Raw genomic sequence first — 17568 nt, forward strand, 5'->3', positions numbered from 1 at the left:
ACTTTTCCTTATTCATTAAAATTGAGTAATTGATTTCTCCAATATTCATACTGTTTCTGTCTTAGTTCGATTTCTTTTGGAAGACCCTCAGAAAGAGAGTTGGTTAAAGTATTGAAATTGTCAAGAGTAGAGACGATTCTTTCTTGTTCTGTAATGGATGGTAAGTAAAAAGTAATTTTATCAATAGCATCCTTAGATAATCTCGGAATACTTGCCTTTCGAACTTGTGATTTGAGTCTATCTTGCTTACTTACCAAGACATAGTACATAAATTTATCAGAAATATTATCTGACGTCTCTAATGTGTAGACATCATCTGCTGCCCAAAAGTCCATAGCGCTATACCCAATTTCACCAGCCGCACCTGCACAAATTACAAAGCTAGAATTTTTCACTCTGTTTGATTCGGTATAATATCCTAAGGGCGTCAAACTGTTTTGATAAACTGGAAAATTTCCTGTAGTAGCTAATTGTTGTCTCACAAGACGTTTCCCGCGTTGTAAATTGACAACTTGTCCCACCTTCACTCGAATTGGACCAAATACCCACTGTAATAGCCTGATAAGAGCGGAATTGTCCCACTCCTCTACTCTACTCTCAGTGTACTCGCCTTCGGCGACGAATGTCAAGAGTTTTTCTCTAAAATATTCATACTGTTTTTGACGAAGTTCAATCTCCTTGGGTAGTCCGATGTTTAGGTCATTACAAACCTTGTCAAAGTTGTCTAGAACTTGAACAATACGAGACTGAATTTCGAGAGAAGGGACTGGGATTTTTAATTTCGAAAGTGCACTACCATTCGTTAAAGCTCTGGTTGTATAAGCACTATACCGCACAATATCCCTTCGAAAAGTAGTTGATTCAAAACAATATGCACAGTATTCAGGAAGCAATAATTTCGTAATCGGTCTCGCTCTCAAAACAAATCCACTAAAAACTCCGTCTTTAACTTCATCTAATAATACGGAAGTTTTTCCAATTTCTTCTTGTGTTTCAGAAGTTCGTGTGAAAAAGACATCCCCTCTTTGAACACCATAACGTTCTTTTTCCTCAGGACTTACTCTAACTTTTCCTCTCAAAACATTCGCTGATATTTTATTGTTCCTGTATACATCAGTATAATTAACTATAGGTGTTCCACTCCCAAAAAATTCTTTTCCTTTGTTCAATCCATTCTTAAAAACAAATAATTCTCCCAAAGTCTTCCACTCAACCTGATAAACTTCATCCTCAAATGATAAGAGTTTATCCCGATAAAAAGAATATTGCTTTTTACGTGAGGTCAATTCTGAGGTCAATTCTGAGGTCAATTCTGTAACATAATCGGTCATTTTGTCAAGTATTTGCACTATTTTTTCTTGAATTTTTTGAGGAAGTAACGGAACCTTTATTTTCTTAAATGCTACTTTAGAAATATTATACCTAGTTACACCACTTGCAGTTTTCTCAATCTGTTTTCTGAATTCAATACTTCTAAACAAATACTTAGTAAATTCTGGTAAAAGTTCAACATCTTCATTAAATCGTATTCCAAAACTAAAACTATTTAGATAAATCGGTTCCTCAGGTACAAAAGTAACTACAGAAGACATGCCAACTTCTTCTTTGCTCTCTGAAGAACCTGTTATTAACACGTCTCCGTATTCTATAAAATTTTGCTTCTCATTTTCATCTACCTGAACATTCTCCAATATATTTAATTCAACTTGTATATTATTAAAAATATTTTTATAAGTTACATACTTAGCATTTCCATTTTCAAAATCAGATTTTGTTTTTCCAGTTAAACCACCGTAAAAATGACTAACTTCCCCTAACTCTTTCCACTCAACGGGACAGTTTTGGATTTCTTCTAGGATATTCATGGTTTCCCTCCTTCCTTGGCTAGATTTTCAATGCTTTTTATTTCCTTGAGATAATCTTTTTCAACTTGACTGAGGGTCTTGGCTTGGTAGCTCTTATACTCCTTATCCACCTTCTGCTTCATCTGTTCACGAGAAATAGAACCACTATTGTCCAGCAAATCTTCGCCAGTAGCCTGAAGGATACGATCTACGTGAGTCACCCAGTCTGCCATGGTCATGACCTCTTCTCGCTCTGCCTGTCTTTCAGCAAAATCTAGATATCCTGATACAAGCTGATTAAGCCCACGGAGTTCCTTCTCTGTCAGATAGTTCTTGGCAACTTTTGCTTCAGATAGAGTAGGAAGGTCTCCCTTAAAAGTGGTCAAGCCCATAAACTCCTTTTCGCTATCGACACGGTTATAGATGAGTTCACTCGCAGTGTTGTGGTGAATGGCATAATGCATCTTGTTTTGAACCGTCGCAAAGAATTTCTTTGCCTCTGGTGAGTTTGCATTGTAGTCACTTGATGTCGCGAAAAGATCTAAAACCTGACGGTAAAAGACTTTTTCGCTTGATCGAATGTCTCGGATTCTTTCCAAGAGTTCTTTAAAGTAAGAGCCACCACCCAAGTTTTTCAAGCGCTCATCATCCATAGCGAAGCCCTTGATCAGATACTCTTTCAAGACTGTAGAAGCATAGTGTCTGAACTGGATTCCACGAGGGGAGCGCACACGGTAGCCAATCGCTAAAATCATATCCAGATTATAAAAGGCGACTTTTTTCGACTGAGTTTTCCCAGACATTGCCCCGTGACGAGTGGTTGTCAACTGATAGTTGACAACCACTGTTTCATCCAACTCACCATCTTCAAAGATAGCCTTGATATGTTTACTAATGTTTTGCTTGGAAGTCTGAAAGAGATCAGCTAGTTCTTGTTGGGTCAGCCAGACCGTTCCATTATCCAAGTGAAGTTCAATAGCGGACTCTCCGTCATCTGTTCTATAGAGAATCACATCATTTGCCATGGCTAAGCTCCTCTACAATCTTATCTATCTCTGCACGCAAGTGGCCAATCTTGGCAACAGTCTCTGCGATCTCTTTATTGAGCACATCAATATCAATCTTCTCACGAGTATCTTCTTGTTCAACATAAGTTGAAACAGACAGGTTATAATCCTGCTCTGAACCAATCACCTCATTCTCAACAAGAGCAGATTTATAGTCAACATTTTGATAATTAGAGAATAATTCAACTATATGCTCGATATTGCTATCCGTCAAAACGTTGTTATTGGTCTCTTTTTTGAATTCCTTACTTGCATCAATAAAGAGTGTTTTATTTTCAAGTTTATTCTTCGCCAAAACCAAGATCGTAGTTGCGATAGAAGTTCCAAAGAAGAGATTATCTGGAAGAGCAATCACTGCTTCAACAAAGTTGTTATCTACTAGATACTGACGAATGGTCTTTTCAGCACCACCACGATAGAAAATACCTGGAAAACAAACAATAGCTGCTCGACCTTTATTGGACAAGTGGTTGAGACTATGCATGATAAAGGCAAAGTCAGCTTTTGACTTAGGAGCTAGTTTCCCTGCTGGCGCAAAACGGTCATCGTTTATCAGAGTTGGGTCTCCATCTCCCACCCATTTTACAGAATACGGAGGGTTAGAAACGATAGCATCAAAAGGCTTTTCTTCCAAATGCTGAGGATTTAAAAGGGTGTCCCCTCGCTTAATGTCAAAGTTGTTGTAGTTGATATTGTGCAAGAACATATTCATACGAGCCAAGTTATAGTTGGTCATATTGATTTCCTGACCAAAGAAACCATCCTCCAAGATATGGTCTTCGTATTGTTTTTTCATCTGTAACAAGAGTGAGCCCGACCCACATGTTGGGTCATAGACCTTATTAATCTTGTCCTTGTCGACCATGACTAGTCGAGCTAACAATTTAGAAACAGTCTGAGGGGTGAAAAATTCCCCACCACTTTTCCCTGCGTTACTTGCATAGTTGGAAATCAAGAACTCATAAGCATCTCCAAAGGCATCAATGTCATTTTCCTCAAAGTTTCCAAAGTTAATGCTATTGATACCGTTAAGGATATCAGATAGGCGTTTATTTTTTTCTGGAACACTTCCACCAAGGATGTTGCTTCGTGTATCCAAGTTATCAAACAAACCTTTGATATCATCTTCTGATTTGAAGCCAATGGCTGACTTTTCAATATCTTGAAAAATATTGGCCAACTCTTCGTTTAAATTTTCATTTTGTGAAGCGTTCTTGACGACATTTTCAAATAATTGACTTGGAAGGATAAAGAAACCCTTATCCTCAACTGTCCCTGGTTTGAAATCTTGCTCAGCTTCTTGGTCACTTAAGTCAGCATAACGGAATTCTAAATCCCCAGCCTCATGCTCAGCACGGTCAAAATAGTCGGCCATATGCTCTGAAATAAAGCGATAGAAAAGAATCCCTAGGATATATTGCTTAAAATCCCAACCGTCTACAGCCCCACGCACATCGTCCGCAATCGCCCAAATTTTACGATGCAACTCCTTGCGTTCTGCATTTTCTTTACTTGCCATTTTTACTTTCCTTAATTAATGTATTATCTTTTCTATTTTATCATATTTCAAGAAAAACCACTCGACCTAGGGAGGACGAGTGGGATATAAACTATTTTTAAAATATGATTTTATAATTGTACTCTATGAATTCAATTATTTTTTGATTTTATTAAGGTAGTAGAACATCTTTCATACCATCCTTATCATCACTCTTAACAAATACAACATTACGTTTCCCTGTTAACTCTATCAGTTTTTCTTTCCCAAGGATGATTGCGAGATTCTTAATAATTGAACGTTTAGCTGATTCATCGTAATAAGTGAAAATAAACCGATATAGATACTCACCTTTCTCTGCTAATTCAAAACATTTTTGAAATATCTCTTTATCCAATGGATCAACAGAGTGACCAAAAATAATTATATTTTTGGATATCAATATTGATACTTCCTCATCTGAATCCCTGTACCTTGGTTGGAAAAATTCTTCAAATTCATTTCCTGTCTCTTTAACGACCCTTTGGTAATACTTCTGATAAGGAATTAAATCACTGTTAACATCATTTTCTTTATCTTCTATTCCAAAGACCATAGTATTGATGCGACCGAAAGTTCTCTCTAAATCAATTCGGCCATGTATAAAATGAGTTAGCATATCAGAAGTTCCAAATAGATATCCTGAAGTATTGGTATAATTAAAATTTAAAACATAGGTATGTGATAAATAACATATTGCATCCAAAGCTGTTGGTCTTGCTTCAATTCCTCGAATCTCAAAATCTATATAATCTAAATACGACAGATAGATTTCTAGTAGTTCAATTAGTAAATCAAGTTGATCAAGAAATAACTCATTAAGGTTCTCTATGAAAAGTTCTTTTTTATAATTATCCAATTCTTCATCTAGAATTTCATCTTCGAATACTTTTGCAACATAACGTTTTGCGGTGTAATTATTTGTATCTTCTAAAACATCATTAAAATAAGGGTAATAATCAGATCCAATACATTCAGATAATACTTTACTATTTTCTTTAAAAAACAGTATTGCATCTGCAAGTTGAGAAATCATGATTTCAAGGTTAGACCAATTTTCTCCAAGTTTATCCTTGTTATCATTAATAAATTTCAAATACAAATTATCTCTGTATTTCTCAATCCTTATATTTTTAACTTTTAGAAACTCCAGTAACCCCTCATCTGGATTAGAAAATAATTGTTTTTCAAAGTCAATAAAATCGGTATACTTTGTTTTTCGCCCCATTGCAATATCAAAGCCATTACCTAAAATTAAAATTGTATCTGCCATATTTTCTCCCTTTGCTTTTTTATTTTCTAGAGGGGTAATATTTTACTTCTCCTACTCCAATCGGCTTTTAACCTTCTTCTTAGTCAAGGTACGGTCGTTTTTATTGGAGAGAGCTTTGATACGAGCTTCTAGAAGGATTTTCCGTCCGGCCTCTGTTCGTGTGTAGATCAGGTAATAACGTCCAATAGTTGGCGTCAGAAAGTCGAGGAATTTCTGTGTATCTTCCTTGCGCTTGTCAAAAAGACTAGGCACGACATAGTAAGGTGACTGACCTTGTCGGACTTTCTCTGCCTTCAATAGATAGCGCTGATTGTCCACTGGTGTAAGGAACTCCCCCACAGTCTGTGCAAACAGCTCCTTGTCCCTCATGCTTCCTCCCTTGAGATAGGTGAAAACCATATAATTTTCCTTATCCTCCTCTACCTGAACACGGGATTGATCGTCTATTAGATGCCCCGAATCTAGCAGAGCCTTTCGGATCTGCTCACCAAGGAATTGCATACGCCTATAGGGGCTTTTATAGAAGAGATAGCGTGATGTAGCAAAAGCTAGAAAGAGGAGACAGGCTGCCGTAAGCCACCAAACACCAATCAGTCTCAGTCTAAATAGCAAGACCAACAAATCCACTGCTAACAAGAGCAATGACATGCGAACCCATTTTAATGCATCAAGCAAGAGCATGACTGGGATCTTCTGTTTTTGGGTTGCGACTTCTGTAACTATCTCGAACTGATCCGCTACGACAAGAGCATCTTGCCATTTTTTGCGCAAGCCTGCTCGATCCTTGGAGAGACTCTTAACTCGCTCATTATACTCGCTGATTTGCTTTTTCCTAAAGGGGGGCTTTGGAAACTCCAAGCGATCCAAACCAGTCTCAATAGTCTCCTGATTATAGGCCAGTCCAAGAAAATGTTCCATACGACGCGATAGGGTTTGAAGATCCTGGTTAGTATTTAGGTCTTGTTCCTCTTTTTCACCGGGAAGTGGGAGGATGCGGATAGGCTCAACAGCGACCAGGTGCCAGATATTGCTAGTCTTTTCTGGATGTCCTTGCCAGGTACGAATGGCACGTCCACGCATCTGATTACTCAGCATAAAGCTCCCCACAAAACTTCCAAGAATTAGGGAATTGACACAAGGGGCATCCCAACCCTCTCCAAGGAGAGATTTGGTTCCAACTAGGATTTGGATCCGACCGCGTTGGAAAAGTTCCGTCACCGCCGCTACAATACCCTTAGCCGTACTAGGGAATCCCACCAGTACATAATCTTCTTGGTCTAACTGACCAATAGACGAAAAACTAAGATGAACCTGAGGCAAGAGTTCCTTCAACTCTGTTGCCACATTGGTCGGAAGAATAACGACACTCCCTGACAAAACAGCCAAAGATACAGGTATCTCATGCTCCTGAACTTTCCGACGAATACTTTCAAAATAAGGAAGAACTCCCAACTGAGGAATGGTTGCCTGATTATCTCCCAGATAGGTGGCAAAATCCTTGCGAATATAGTCAGCTAGTACTAACTGTCTCAGTTCCTGACCTAGACTCTCATACTCTGTCAAGAAGATATCGGCAATGGCAGACAACTTCCCCAAAGACTGATTTAAAATCTTGTCCCTAGACTTGGACTTGACTAGAAAAACCTGTCGCTGTTCGATTAAACCACGTGCTTTCAACTCCGATTCTAACTTTTCCCTAAATCCATTTGAATCCTCGTACCAATCTGGAGTTTGATAGAGAACGCTCTGCAACAACAGCTCGAGCCAGTAGGAATTCACCTGAGGCAGACGTTTCGCCCCCAAAAGATTCTCTAAAGAGTCAGGAATGGTCAAGCCTTGAGAATGCATAAAGATTAAAATAGCCGACAAGTACTTAGGGTCTTCTAGTAGAACATCGGATGAAATGTCTCCTTTGAGTACCTTTGAATCTGACACTAGAGCTTGAAAGTCAGGATTGACCAAAAGCTGATGGATATACTCCCACTTTCTATCTTCAAACAGCATGATGTGTTCCGACTCTTCAGCTGTTGGTGAACAGATATAGACAAAATCCTGATGAGGACAGAGGGTGTCTTCCTTGACTAGTTCAGGTACCGTGATTTCTTGGTCAATTTCCCCACACATACGGATATAGCGTTCCCAGAGTTCTGGCTCGCTGTCATAAGGTGGTGTCGCTGTCAGGGAGATGACTTGCAGCTGTTCATACTGCTTGCGAAAGGCTTCCAGACTTTTCCACCATTCATTGCGCAGGTGGTGGCATTCGTCCAAGCAAAGAGTAGCAACTTTCTGAGCTCTTAGACTTGCAAGCAAATCAAACCCCACAAAATCCTCTACTTCGCTATCTTCTTGTGTTGGCAATTGATTCATGGCGCTATGAAAAGCCTGATAGGTCACAATCGTTAGTGCCTTCATCTCCTTTAAGTTTTGGGAAACGAGATCTGAAATCTTCTGTTCGTTCTCTAAAAAGGCTGTTTGAATCCTGTCCACCCATTGTTCACGAATGGTGACAGTTGGAACCAAGACAAGGGCTGGGTTGCCAAAACGAGCGATCAGCTCGATACCAATGGTGGTCTTGCCGGACCCTGGTGCCGCCACTAGGTGAACATGACCATCTGTTTGATAGTTCTGAAAACGATCTAAGACTTCCTTTTGGTACTTTCTCCATCTTCCTTTAAATTTTAAATCTAACATTTCTTTCACCGTTATATCTCTTGACTTACTCCTTTAATTGTACCACACTTATATAAAAAGCAAGATAAGGAATCAAATTAGTCTTTATAAGAAAAATATGGTATAGTAGAACCATATACTATCTATAAGGAGTTTCTATGTCACAGCATAAGCAAATGAAAGCTGTTTCTCCCCTTCTACAGCAAGTCATCAATATCTCATCTATCGTCGGGGGAGTCGGCACCTTGATTTTCTGTATTTGGGCCTATCAGGCAGGAGTGTTACAGTCCAAGGAAACCCTATCGGCCTTTATCCAGCAAGCTGGGGTTTGGGGGCCACCACTCTTTATCTTTTTACAGATTCTACAAACCGTCGTTCCGATCATTCCGGGAGCTTTGACCTCAGTGGCTGGGGTCTTTATTTACGGCCACATCATCGGAACTATCTATAACTATATCGGCATCGTGATTGGCTGTGCCATTATCTTTTACCTCGTGCGCCTCTACGGAGCTGCCTTTGTCCAGTCGGTCGTCAGCAAGCGCACTTATGACAAATACATCGGCTGGCTAGATAAGGGCAATCGTTTCGAGCGGTTCTTTATCTTTATGATGATCTGGCCTGTCAGTCCAGCTGACTTTCTCTGTATGCTGGCTGCCCTCACCAAGATGACCTTCAAACGCTATATGATTATCATCGTGTTGACCAAGCCCTTTACCCTAGTGGTTTATACTTATGGTTTGACCTATATTATTGATTTCTTCTGGCAGATGTTTTGAGAATAGAAAAATCCGTTTGGTTTCCCAAGCGGATGTTTTTTTGTTTTATTTTGCGACACTCTTAGCAAGGACAAAGTTCCCAAGTGTGGCAGAACCATTTCCAGCAACTGCTGGAGTCACGATGTAGTCACGCACATCTGGTACTGGTAGGTAGCCGTTGAGGAGAGCTGTGAATTTCTCACGCACACGGTCCAGCATGTGTTGTTGGGCCATGACCCCACCACCAAAGACGATGACATCTGGACGGAAAGTAACAGTAGCGTTGACTGCAGCTTGAGCGATATAGTAGGCTTGAACGTCCCAGACAGAACTGTTGAGTTCGATGTTTTCACCACGAATACCTGTACGGGCTTCCAAACTTGGTCCAGCCGCAAAGCCTTCCAAACAGCCTTTGTGGAATGGACAAACACCGTTGAATTCTTTTTCAATATCCATTGGGTGTTTGGCCACATAGTAGTGCCCCATTTCAGGGTGACCCACACCACCGATAAACTCTCCACGTTGGATAACACCTGCACCGATCCCTGTACCGATCGTGTAGTAGACCAAGTTTTCGATACGGCCACCAGCATTGTTACGAGCAACCACTTCACCATAGGCAGAGCTGTTTACGTCTGTGGTGAAATACATGGGCACATTTAGGGCACGACGAAGGGCACCAAGTAGGTCTACATTTGCCCAGTGAGGTTTTGGAGTCGTTGTGATAAAGCCATAGGTTTTTGAATTTTTGTCGATATCGATAGGGCCAAACGATCCGACAGCAAGACCTGCAAGATTATCGAATTTTGAAAAGAACTCGATGGTTTTATCGAGGGTCTCGATAGGAGTTGTTGTAGGAAATTGTGTTTTTTCTACAATGTTAAAATTTTCATCTCCGACAGCACAGACAAACTTTGTACCGCCTGCTTCTAAGCTTCCGTATAATTTTGTCATGATAAACCTCTTGTTTTTATTTTCTTTATTATAGCATACTTCAAAAAGTTACTTTTCTCTATATTTTAGTTTTTCCTCTGTAAATCTTACTATCTAATAAAAACGAACAAACATATCATTTGTTCGTTTTCACCTTAGAGAGGATTGATTAGATTTTCACTTCAATAACGGCATCACCCTTAACAACTGAACCGCTTGCGACTGGTGTCACAGAAGCGTAGTCTGCTGTGTTGGTTACGATAACCATTGTTGTGTCATCAAGACCTGCGGCAGCGATTTTGTTTGAGTCAAAGGTTCCAAGAACGTCTCCAGCTTTGACCTTGTCGCCTTGAGCAACTTTTGCTTCAAAGCCTTCGCCGTTCATAGATACAGTGTCGATACCAACGTGGATCAAGATTTCAGCTCCCTTAGCTGTCTTCAAACCAAAGGCGTGACCTGTTGGAAATGCGATAGATACTTCTGCATCAGATGGTGCGTAAACCACACCTTGGCTAGGTTTTACAGCGATTCCTTGTCCCATTGCACCACTTGAAAAGACTGGGTCATCAACATTCTCAAGAGCAACTACGTCACCAACGATAGGAGTTTGGATTGTTTCGTTTTGAGGAGGTAGTGGAATGTTGCCAGTTGTTTCTTCTTGGACCAAGCGCTCTGTCGCCACTTCAGTAGCAACTTCTGCTTCGTCCTCGTAACCAAACATGTAAGTAAGAGCAAAACCAAGAACGAATGATACAGCTACCATAAGAAGGTATTGGAGCAATTGACCATTCCCAACGTAAAGCATTGTACCAGGGATGATGGTGATACCATTACCAGTACCAGCAAGTCCAAGGATTGAAGCCAATCCACCACCGATAGCACCAGCGATCAATGAAAGGAAGAATGGTTTACGGAAACGCAAGTTTACCCCGAAGATAGCAGGCTCTGTAATACCGAGGAAGGCAGAAAGAGCAGCTGGGAAAGCAAGTGTTTTCAGTTTAGGATTTTTAGTTTTGACACCAACGGCAACAGTTGCAGCCCCTTGAGCTGTCATTGCTGCAGTGATGATAGCGTTGAATGGATTCACATGGTCAGCAGCAAGCAATTGTACTTCAAGCAAGTTGAAGATGTGGTGCACACCTGATACGACGATCAATTGGTGAACCCCACCGATGACCAAACCACCGAGACCAAATGGCAAGCCAAGAATCGCTTTTGTTCCGAGAAGAATGTAGTTTTCAACAACGTGGAAGACTGGTCCGATGACAAAGAGTCCAAGGATAGACATAACCAAAAGTGTCACGAATGGTGTCACCAAGAGATCCAAGACATCTGGAACCACTTTGCGGAGTGCTTTTTCAAACTTGGCTCCGACCACCCCAATGATGAAGGCGGGAAGAACGGAACCTTGCAAACCAACAACAGGAATGAAGCCAAAGAAGTTCATAGCTGTTACTTCACCACCTGATGCTACTGCCCAAGCGTTTGGAAGCGAACCAGAAACCAGCATCATACCAAGGACGATACCAACGGCTGGATTTCCACCGAATACGCGGAAGGTAGACCATACAACCAAACCTGGCAAGATGATGAAGGCTGTATCTGTGAGGATTTGGCTGTAAATGGTAACATCTTCTGGAAGAGTCATTCCGAGAGCATTCAAGAGACCACGAACACCCATGAAGAGACCAGTTGCTACGATAACTGGGATGATTGGTACAAAGACGTCACCGAAAGTACGGATGGCACGTTGGAACCAGTTCCCTTGTTTAGCAGCTTCTGCTTTCATGTCTTCTTTAGAAGATGTTGGCAAACCAAGTGCAACCACTTCGTCGTACATCTTGTTTACTGTACCAGTCCCAAAGATGATTTGGTATTGGCCTGAGTTAAAGAAAGCTCCTTGAACTTTATCCAAGTTCTCAATCACTTCCTTCTTGATTTTCCCTTCATCTTTGACCATGACACGTAGACGAGTCGCACAGTGGGCTACACTGTTGACATTTTCACGTCCGCCAAGGGCTTCGATGACCTTTTTTGCAATATCCTGATTGTTCATTTGCAATAATCTCCTTATAAAAATTTTGTTCTTATTTGAAAGCGATTTTATTCGCCCTACGACTATTATTTTATCATGTTTCTAAAATATGTCAAGCGTTTTGCAGAAATTTTTATTATCCTTCTCTTATTTATATCCATTTATGATAGTTTTTGATTGAGTTCTTCTATTTACTTATAAAAATATCCTTAAATTAGAGGGTTCAAAGCTTTTGTTTTTCATTTTCTTTCATTTTTTCGTGAAAATTTACTCGATTTCTTTCGCTTAATTTATGGCAATCGTTTGACATTTTTTCCTCTTTTTTAACATAAAAGACTTGCTTTTTTTACCGAAAACGTTTACTATTAAGATAGTAGAACTTTAGGAGGAAAGATAAAATGGAATGGACAACCGAGCGTCGTTATAGACCCTATGAAGATTGGACGCAAGAAGAAATTCAACATATAAAGGAAAAGATGGCACAATCTCCATGGCATACTCATTACCATGTTGAGCCAAAAACAGGACTTCTCAACGACCCAAATGGCTTTTCTTACTTTGATGGCAAGTGGATTCTCTTTTACCAGAACTTCCCCTTTGGTGCAGCCCACGGTTTAAAATCTTGGGCACAGCTAGAAAGTGATGATTTGGTTCACTTTAGAGAAACTGGAGTCAAAGTTTTGCCTGATACTCCATTAGATAGCCACGGTGCCTACTCTGGTTCTGCCATGCAATTTGGCGATAACTTGTTCTTGTTTTATACAGGAAATGTCCGTGATGAAAATTGGATTCGTCACCCATACCAGATTGGTGCTTTGATAGATAAAGATGGTAAGATTACGAAAATTGACAAGATCTTGATTGGCCAACCATCTGACTCTACTGACCACTTCCGCGACCCGCAAATTTTTAACTTCAAAGGTCAATACTATGCTATCGTCGGTGGACAGGATTTGGATAAAAAAGGCTTCGTCCGTCTCTACAAGGCTGTGGACAATGACTACACCAGCTGGCAAGAGGTTGGCAATCTTGACTTTGCCAATGACCGCACTGCCTATATGATGGAATGTCCAAACTTGGTCTTTGTAGGGGAACAACCTATCCTTCTCTACTGCCCACAGGGATTGGATAAGAGTGTTCTAGACTATGACAATATCTATCCAAACATGTACAAAATCGGTGCATCCTTTGATCCTGAAAAGGCGCAAATGGTAGATGTGTCTCCATTGCAAAATCTAGACTACGGTTTTGAAGCCTATGCAACTCAAGCTTTTAACGCTCCAGACGGACGCGCTCTAGCAGTTAGCTGGCTTGGGCTACCAGATGTAGCCTACCCATCTGATCGATTTGACCACCAAGGAACCTTTTCATTGGTCAAGGAACTCACTATCAAAGATGGGAAACTCTACCAATACCCTGTCGCAGCTATCAAAGAACTTCGTGTCTCTGAAGAACCCTTTTCAAATCGTGCTCAAACCAAGAACACCTATGAACTCGAGCTCAACTTGGAAGCCAATAGCCAGAGCGAGATTGTCTTACTTGCTGATAAAGAAGGCAAGGGGCTTTCCATCAACTTTGACCTTGTGAATGGTCAAGTTACAGTGGATCGTAGCCAGGCTGGAGAACAGTATGCCCAAGAATTTGGAAGCACTCGCTCTTGCCCAATAGACAAGCAAGCTACTACTGCTAACATCTTCATCGACAACTCAGTCTTTGAAATTTTCATCAATAAAGGAGAAAAAGTATTTTCTGGTCGCGTCTTTCCTCATGCCAATCAAAATGGTATCCTGATCAAGTCTGGAAAGCCAACCGGAACCTACTATGAATTAGATTATGGTCGCAAAACTAACTGATGTCGCAAAACTTGCAGGCGTCAGCCCCACTACCGTCTCTCGAGTTATCAATAAAAAGGGTTATCTATCTGAGAAAACCATTCAAAAGGTTAATGAAGCCATGCGAGAGCTAGGCTACAAGCCCAACAATTTAGCTCGTAGCCTCCAAGGAAAATCTGCCAAGTTGATTGGACTCATTTTTCCAAACATCAGTCATGTCTTTTATGCAGAATTGATTGATAAGTTGGAACACCAACTCTTCAAGAATGGGTATAAAACCATCATCTGTAATAGCGAGCATGACTCTGAAAAAGAACGGGAGTACATTGAAATGCTGGAGGCCAATCAGGTCGACGGTATCATTTCTGGAAGTCATAATCTAGGAATCAAGGACTACAATCGTGTGACAGCACCGATTATTTCCTTTGACCGAAACTTGTCTCCAGACATCCCTGTCGTCTCCTCTGATAACTATGGTGGCGGGGTTCTCGCAGCCCAAACCTTGGTCAAGACAGGAGCTCAGTCTATCATCATGATTACAGGAAATGATAATTCCAACTCACCTACTGGACTGCGCCATGCTGGTTTTGCCTCTGTTCTCCCTAAAGCACCTATTATCAATGTTTCGAGCGACTTTTCTCCCGTCCGAAAAGAAATGGAAATCAAGAATATCTTGACCCATCAGAAACCAGACGCTATCTTTGCTTCAGATGATTTGACAGCCATTTTGGTTATCAAAATCGCTCAGGAGCTAGGTATCTCTGTTCCTGATGAGCTCAAGGTCATCGGCTATGATGGGACTTACTTTATCGAAAACTACTATCCTCATTTGACAACGATTAAGCAGCCTCTAAAAGAGATTGCCCACCTCACTGTCGATCTTCTCCTGCAGAAGATTGAAGGTAAGGAAGTCGCGACAACTGGTTATTTCTTACCAGTCACCCTATTACCAGGAAAAAGTATTTAATACTCTTCGCAAATCTCTTCAAACCGCGTCAGCGTCGCCTTACCGTAGATATATGTAACTGACTTCGTCAGTCTTATCTACAACCTCAAAGCAGTGCTTTGAGCAGCCTGCAGCTAGCTTCCTAGTCTTCTTTTTGATTTTCATTGACTATAAGCACAAGAAAACTCAGACTGATTTGTCTGAGTTTTTTATGATCTTAAGTTTTCGAGATAACGCTGGGCTGTCTCTAAGTTAAAGGTTTTATCTGCGATGAGGCGCTCAACGAGAAGAGCAACTTCAGACTCACTAGCACCTGCTAGGAGAGCTAAGGATTTGGCCTGCAATTTCATGTGGCCTTGCTGGATGCCCGTACTTACCAAGGCTTTGAGGGCCGCAAAGTTTTGGGCGAGACCGATAGACACGATAATCTGAGCTAATTCTTTGGCAGAAGGATTTCCCAGTAGTTCATGACTGAGGGCTACACGCGGGTTGAGACCGATTGAGCCACCCTTGGTCGCTACCGGCATGGGTAGGGTCATCTCACCGACCAATTCTTCTCTTTCCATGTCCAGTGTCCATTGACTAAGACCTTGATAGCGTCCATCTCGACTGGCAAAGGCATGGGCCCCAGCTTCGATGGCACGCCAGTCATTACCAGTGGCAATCAAAATGGCATCAATACCATTAAAAATCCCTTTATTGTGAGTAGCTGCTCGGTAGGGATCAGCCTGTGCAAACTGGCTAGCCAAAGCTATTTTCTCCGCAATTTCTCGTCCTTGGTCCCTTTGGGGACTCAAGTAGCGAAAGGCGATACGACAGCTTGCAGTCACCAGAGAATCGGTCGCGTAGTTGGACAAAATTCCCATAAGACTCTGTCCCTGACTGAGTTCTTCTAAGACTGGTTTCAAGGCTTCCAGCATGGTGTTAAGCATATTGGCTCCCATGGCTTCCTGAGTATCGACATGGAGATAAACAACGAGAAAGTCTGTTTCACCTTTGATCTGCTCTACATGCAAATCACGCGCCCCGCCACCACGTTTAACGATGGACGGATAGGCTTGATTGGCAAGTTCTAAGAGCTCCGCTTTCTTGCTGGCAATCTTCTCTTGCGCTTGTTCAGGATTAGCAACTTGATAAATGGCTACCTGACCAATCATCTGGCGCTCATGTACTTGAGCAGTAAAGCCACCTGCTCGCTTGATGATTTTACTTGCATAGCTGGCCGCAGCAACCACTGAGGGTTCTTCTGTCACATAGGGAACTGTGTAGTCCTGACCGTTCACCAAAAGCTCTGGAATGATAGAATAAGGCAGAGAAAAAGTTCCCACTACATTCTCACTCAGCTGATCTGCAACTGCCAAGCTGATTTGTTCATCCTGCTCCAGACTGGTTTGCTTTTCAGGACTAAGGAGCGCCTGAGCTTTCAGTAACTCAAGGCGCTCATGGTATGACTTTTTAGAAAATCCATTCCAACTTCTCTTCATTATTTTTCAACCTTGCTATAACGGCGTTGGTGGTCGACAATTTCAACCAAGGCATAGTCTTGATGTTCATAGCCTGCAAATTGGGCTGAACCAGATTCATCCAACTGCACCTCTTCGAAGAAGACTTTTTCATAGTCTGCAACAGACAATGCTGTACGTTGTTTGAGTTTGTTCAAGCGATCCTTATCAAGGTAAGCCTCATAGCCTTCGACCAATTCACCACTAAAGAACTCTGAAACCGCTCCACTTCCGTAACTGTAGAGGGCAATTTTATCTCCAGCCTTCAAATTCTCTGCATTTTCCAAAAGAGAAAGGAGCCCGAGGAAGAGGGAACCTGTGTAGATATTCCCAATCATCTGACTATAGAGAATGGACTTATCAAAGTTTTCTTGCAAACTATCCTGTTTTTCTTTAGACAAAGTTTTGTCCATCATCTTGCGCAAGCCTTTTAGGGCCAACTTAGGATAAGGCAAATGGAAGCAGATAGCCGCAAAGTCATCCATAGTCCAATCATAGCGTTTCTTGTATTCATCCCAAGTCGTTGTCAGGCAATCAAGATACTGTTGGGTCGAGTACATGCCGTTTACATAAGGAGTGCTTGAATAGTTCGGACGCCAGAAATCCATGATGTCTCGTGTTTGAGCAACGTTATCATTGTTAAAGGCCATGATACGCGGATTTTGGGTGATCAACATCGCCACACTTCCAGCACCCTGAGTTGGTTCGCCCGGAGTTCCGACACCATACTTGGCAATATCACTGGCAATGACCAAAACCTTAGATTCTGGAGAATTTTCCACATGCAATTTAGCATAATGGAGGGCAGCTGTTGCTCCATAGCAGGCTTCTTTGATTTCAAAGCTACGGGCGAAAGGCTGAATGCCTAATAGGCCATGAACAAAGACTGCCGCTGCCTTACTCTGGTCAATCCCTGACTCGGTCGCCACGATGACCATGTCGATTTCTTCTTTTTCTTTATCTGTGAGGATAGAGTTGCTGGCACTAGCAGCCAAGGTAACAATGTCCTCAGTCAGTGGCGCAATACTAATTTCATTTAACAAGAGTCCCTTGCTAAATTTTTCGGGGTCAACTCCCCTCGCTTCTGCTAGGTCTTGTAATTTCAAGACATATTGACTGGTCGCAAAACCAATCTTATCAATACCGATTGTCATATTTACCTCTGTTTTTTCAT

The 17568-nt window shown here is 41.4% G+C and carries 12 protein-coding genes; 3 read left to right on the plus strand and 9 right to left on the minus strand.

Features of this window, described 5'->3' with window-relative positions; genetic code table 11:
• Nucleotides 1-8: 8 nt before the first annotated feature.
• From HF881_RS03925 to HF881_RS03945, 5 genes are all read right to left on the minus strand, one after another.
• Complete coding sequence (locus HF881_RS03925) at nt 9-1865, minus strand: restriction endonuclease subunit S (RefSeq protein WP_169446542.1); 1857 nt, start codon at nt 1863-1865, stop codon at nt 9-11.
• Complete coding sequence (locus tag HF881_RS03930) at nt 1862-2869, minus strand: virulence RhuM family protein (RefSeq protein WP_125398944.1); 1008 nt, start codon at nt 2867-2869, stop codon at nt 1862-1864. Before HF881_RS03930 ends, HF881_RS03925 begins: the two co-directional genes overlap by 4 nt.
• Nucleotides 2859-4430, minus strand: coding sequence for a type I restriction-modification system subunit M (locus HF881_RS03935; protein ID WP_169446543.1), 1572 nt, complete (start codon nt 4428-4430; stop codon nt 2859-2861). Before HF881_RS03935 ends, HF881_RS03930 begins: the two co-directional genes overlap by 11 nt.
• Nucleotides 4431-4581: 151 nt before the next feature.
• Nucleotides 4582-5721: an AbiH family protein gene (locus tag HF881_RS03940; protein ID WP_125398946.1), complete on the minus strand. Its 1140-nt coding sequence runs from the start codon at nt 5719-5721 to the stop codon at nt 4582-4584.
• Nucleotides 5722-5772: 51 nt separating this feature from the next.
• A complete protein-coding gene (locus tag HF881_RS03945; protein WP_169446544.1) occupies nt 5773-8412 on the minus strand; it encodes a DEAD/DEAH box helicase family protein in 2640 nt (879 codons plus the stop codon).
• A gap of 137 nt (nt 8413-8549) precedes the next feature.
• On the opposite strand from HF881_RS03945, the gene HF881_RS03950 reads away from it, so the two are divergent.
• Nucleotides 8550-9167, plus strand: coding sequence for a TVP38/TMEM64 family protein (locus HF881_RS03950; protein ID WP_065371614.1), 618 nt, complete (start codon nt 8550-8552; stop codon nt 9165-9167).
• A 45-nt stretch (nt 9168-9212) separates the two neighbouring features.
• Here HF881_RS03950 and scrK read toward each other — a convergent pair whose 3' ends face one another.
• Both scrK and HF881_RS03960 read right to left on the minus strand, forming a co-directional pair.
• On the minus strand, nt 9213-10100 hold the full coding sequence (gene scrK / locus HF881_RS03955; RefSeq protein WP_169446545.1) for a fructokinase ScrK: 888 nt from the start codon (nt 10098-10100) through the stop codon (nt 9213-9215).
• Nucleotides 10101-10248: 148 nt separating this feature from the next.
• Nucleotides 10249-12135, minus strand: a complete 1887-nt coding sequence (locus tag HF881_RS03960; protein WP_169446546.1) for a sucrose-specific PTS transporter subunit IIBC — start codon at nt 12133-12135, stop codon at nt 10249-10251.
• Between the two features lie 377 nt (nt 12136-12512).
• Between HF881_RS03960 and HF881_RS03965 the strand changes: the two genes are divergently transcribed.
• Nucleotides 12513-13967 carry a sucrose-6-phosphate hydrolase gene (locus HF881_RS03965; RefSeq protein ID WP_169446547.1) on the plus strand — a complete coding sequence of 485 codons (1455 nt, stop codon included), beginning with the start codon at nt 12513-12515 and terminating at the stop codon, nt 13965-13967.
• Nucleotides 13948-14913, plus strand: coding sequence for a LacI family DNA-binding transcriptional regulator (locus tag HF881_RS03970; RefSeq protein ID WP_169446548.1), 966 nt, complete (start codon nt 13948-13950; stop codon nt 14911-14913). The genes HF881_RS03965 and HF881_RS03970 overlap by 20 nt, the downstream gene beginning before the upstream one ends.
• 188 nt (nt 14914-15101) lie before the next feature.
• On the opposite strand, the gene HF881_RS03975 is transcribed toward HF881_RS03970, so the two are convergent.
• Together HF881_RS03975 and HF881_RS03980 are read right to left on the minus strand one after the other, a co-directional pair.
• Nucleotides 15102-16376, minus strand: coding sequence for a hydroxymethylglutaryl-CoA reductase, degradative (locus tag HF881_RS03975; protein ID WP_125398951.1), 1275 nt, complete (start codon nt 16374-16376; stop codon nt 15102-15104).
• The gene (locus tag HF881_RS03980) at nt 16376-17548 is read right to left on the minus strand and encodes a hydroxymethylglutaryl-CoA synthase (RefSeq protein ID WP_125398961.1); all 1173 of its coding nucleotides are present in this window, start codon (nt 17546-17548) and stop codon (nt 16376-16378) included. The genes HF881_RS03975 and HF881_RS03980 overlap by 1 nt, the downstream gene beginning before the upstream one ends.
• Between the last annotated feature and the right edge of the window lie 20 nt (nt 17549-17568).

Source organism: Streptococcus sp. WB01_FAA12 (assembly GCF_012843315.1).
Taxonomy (GTDB): domain Bacteria; phylum Bacillota; class Bacilli; order Lactobacillales; family Streptococcaceae; genus Streptococcus.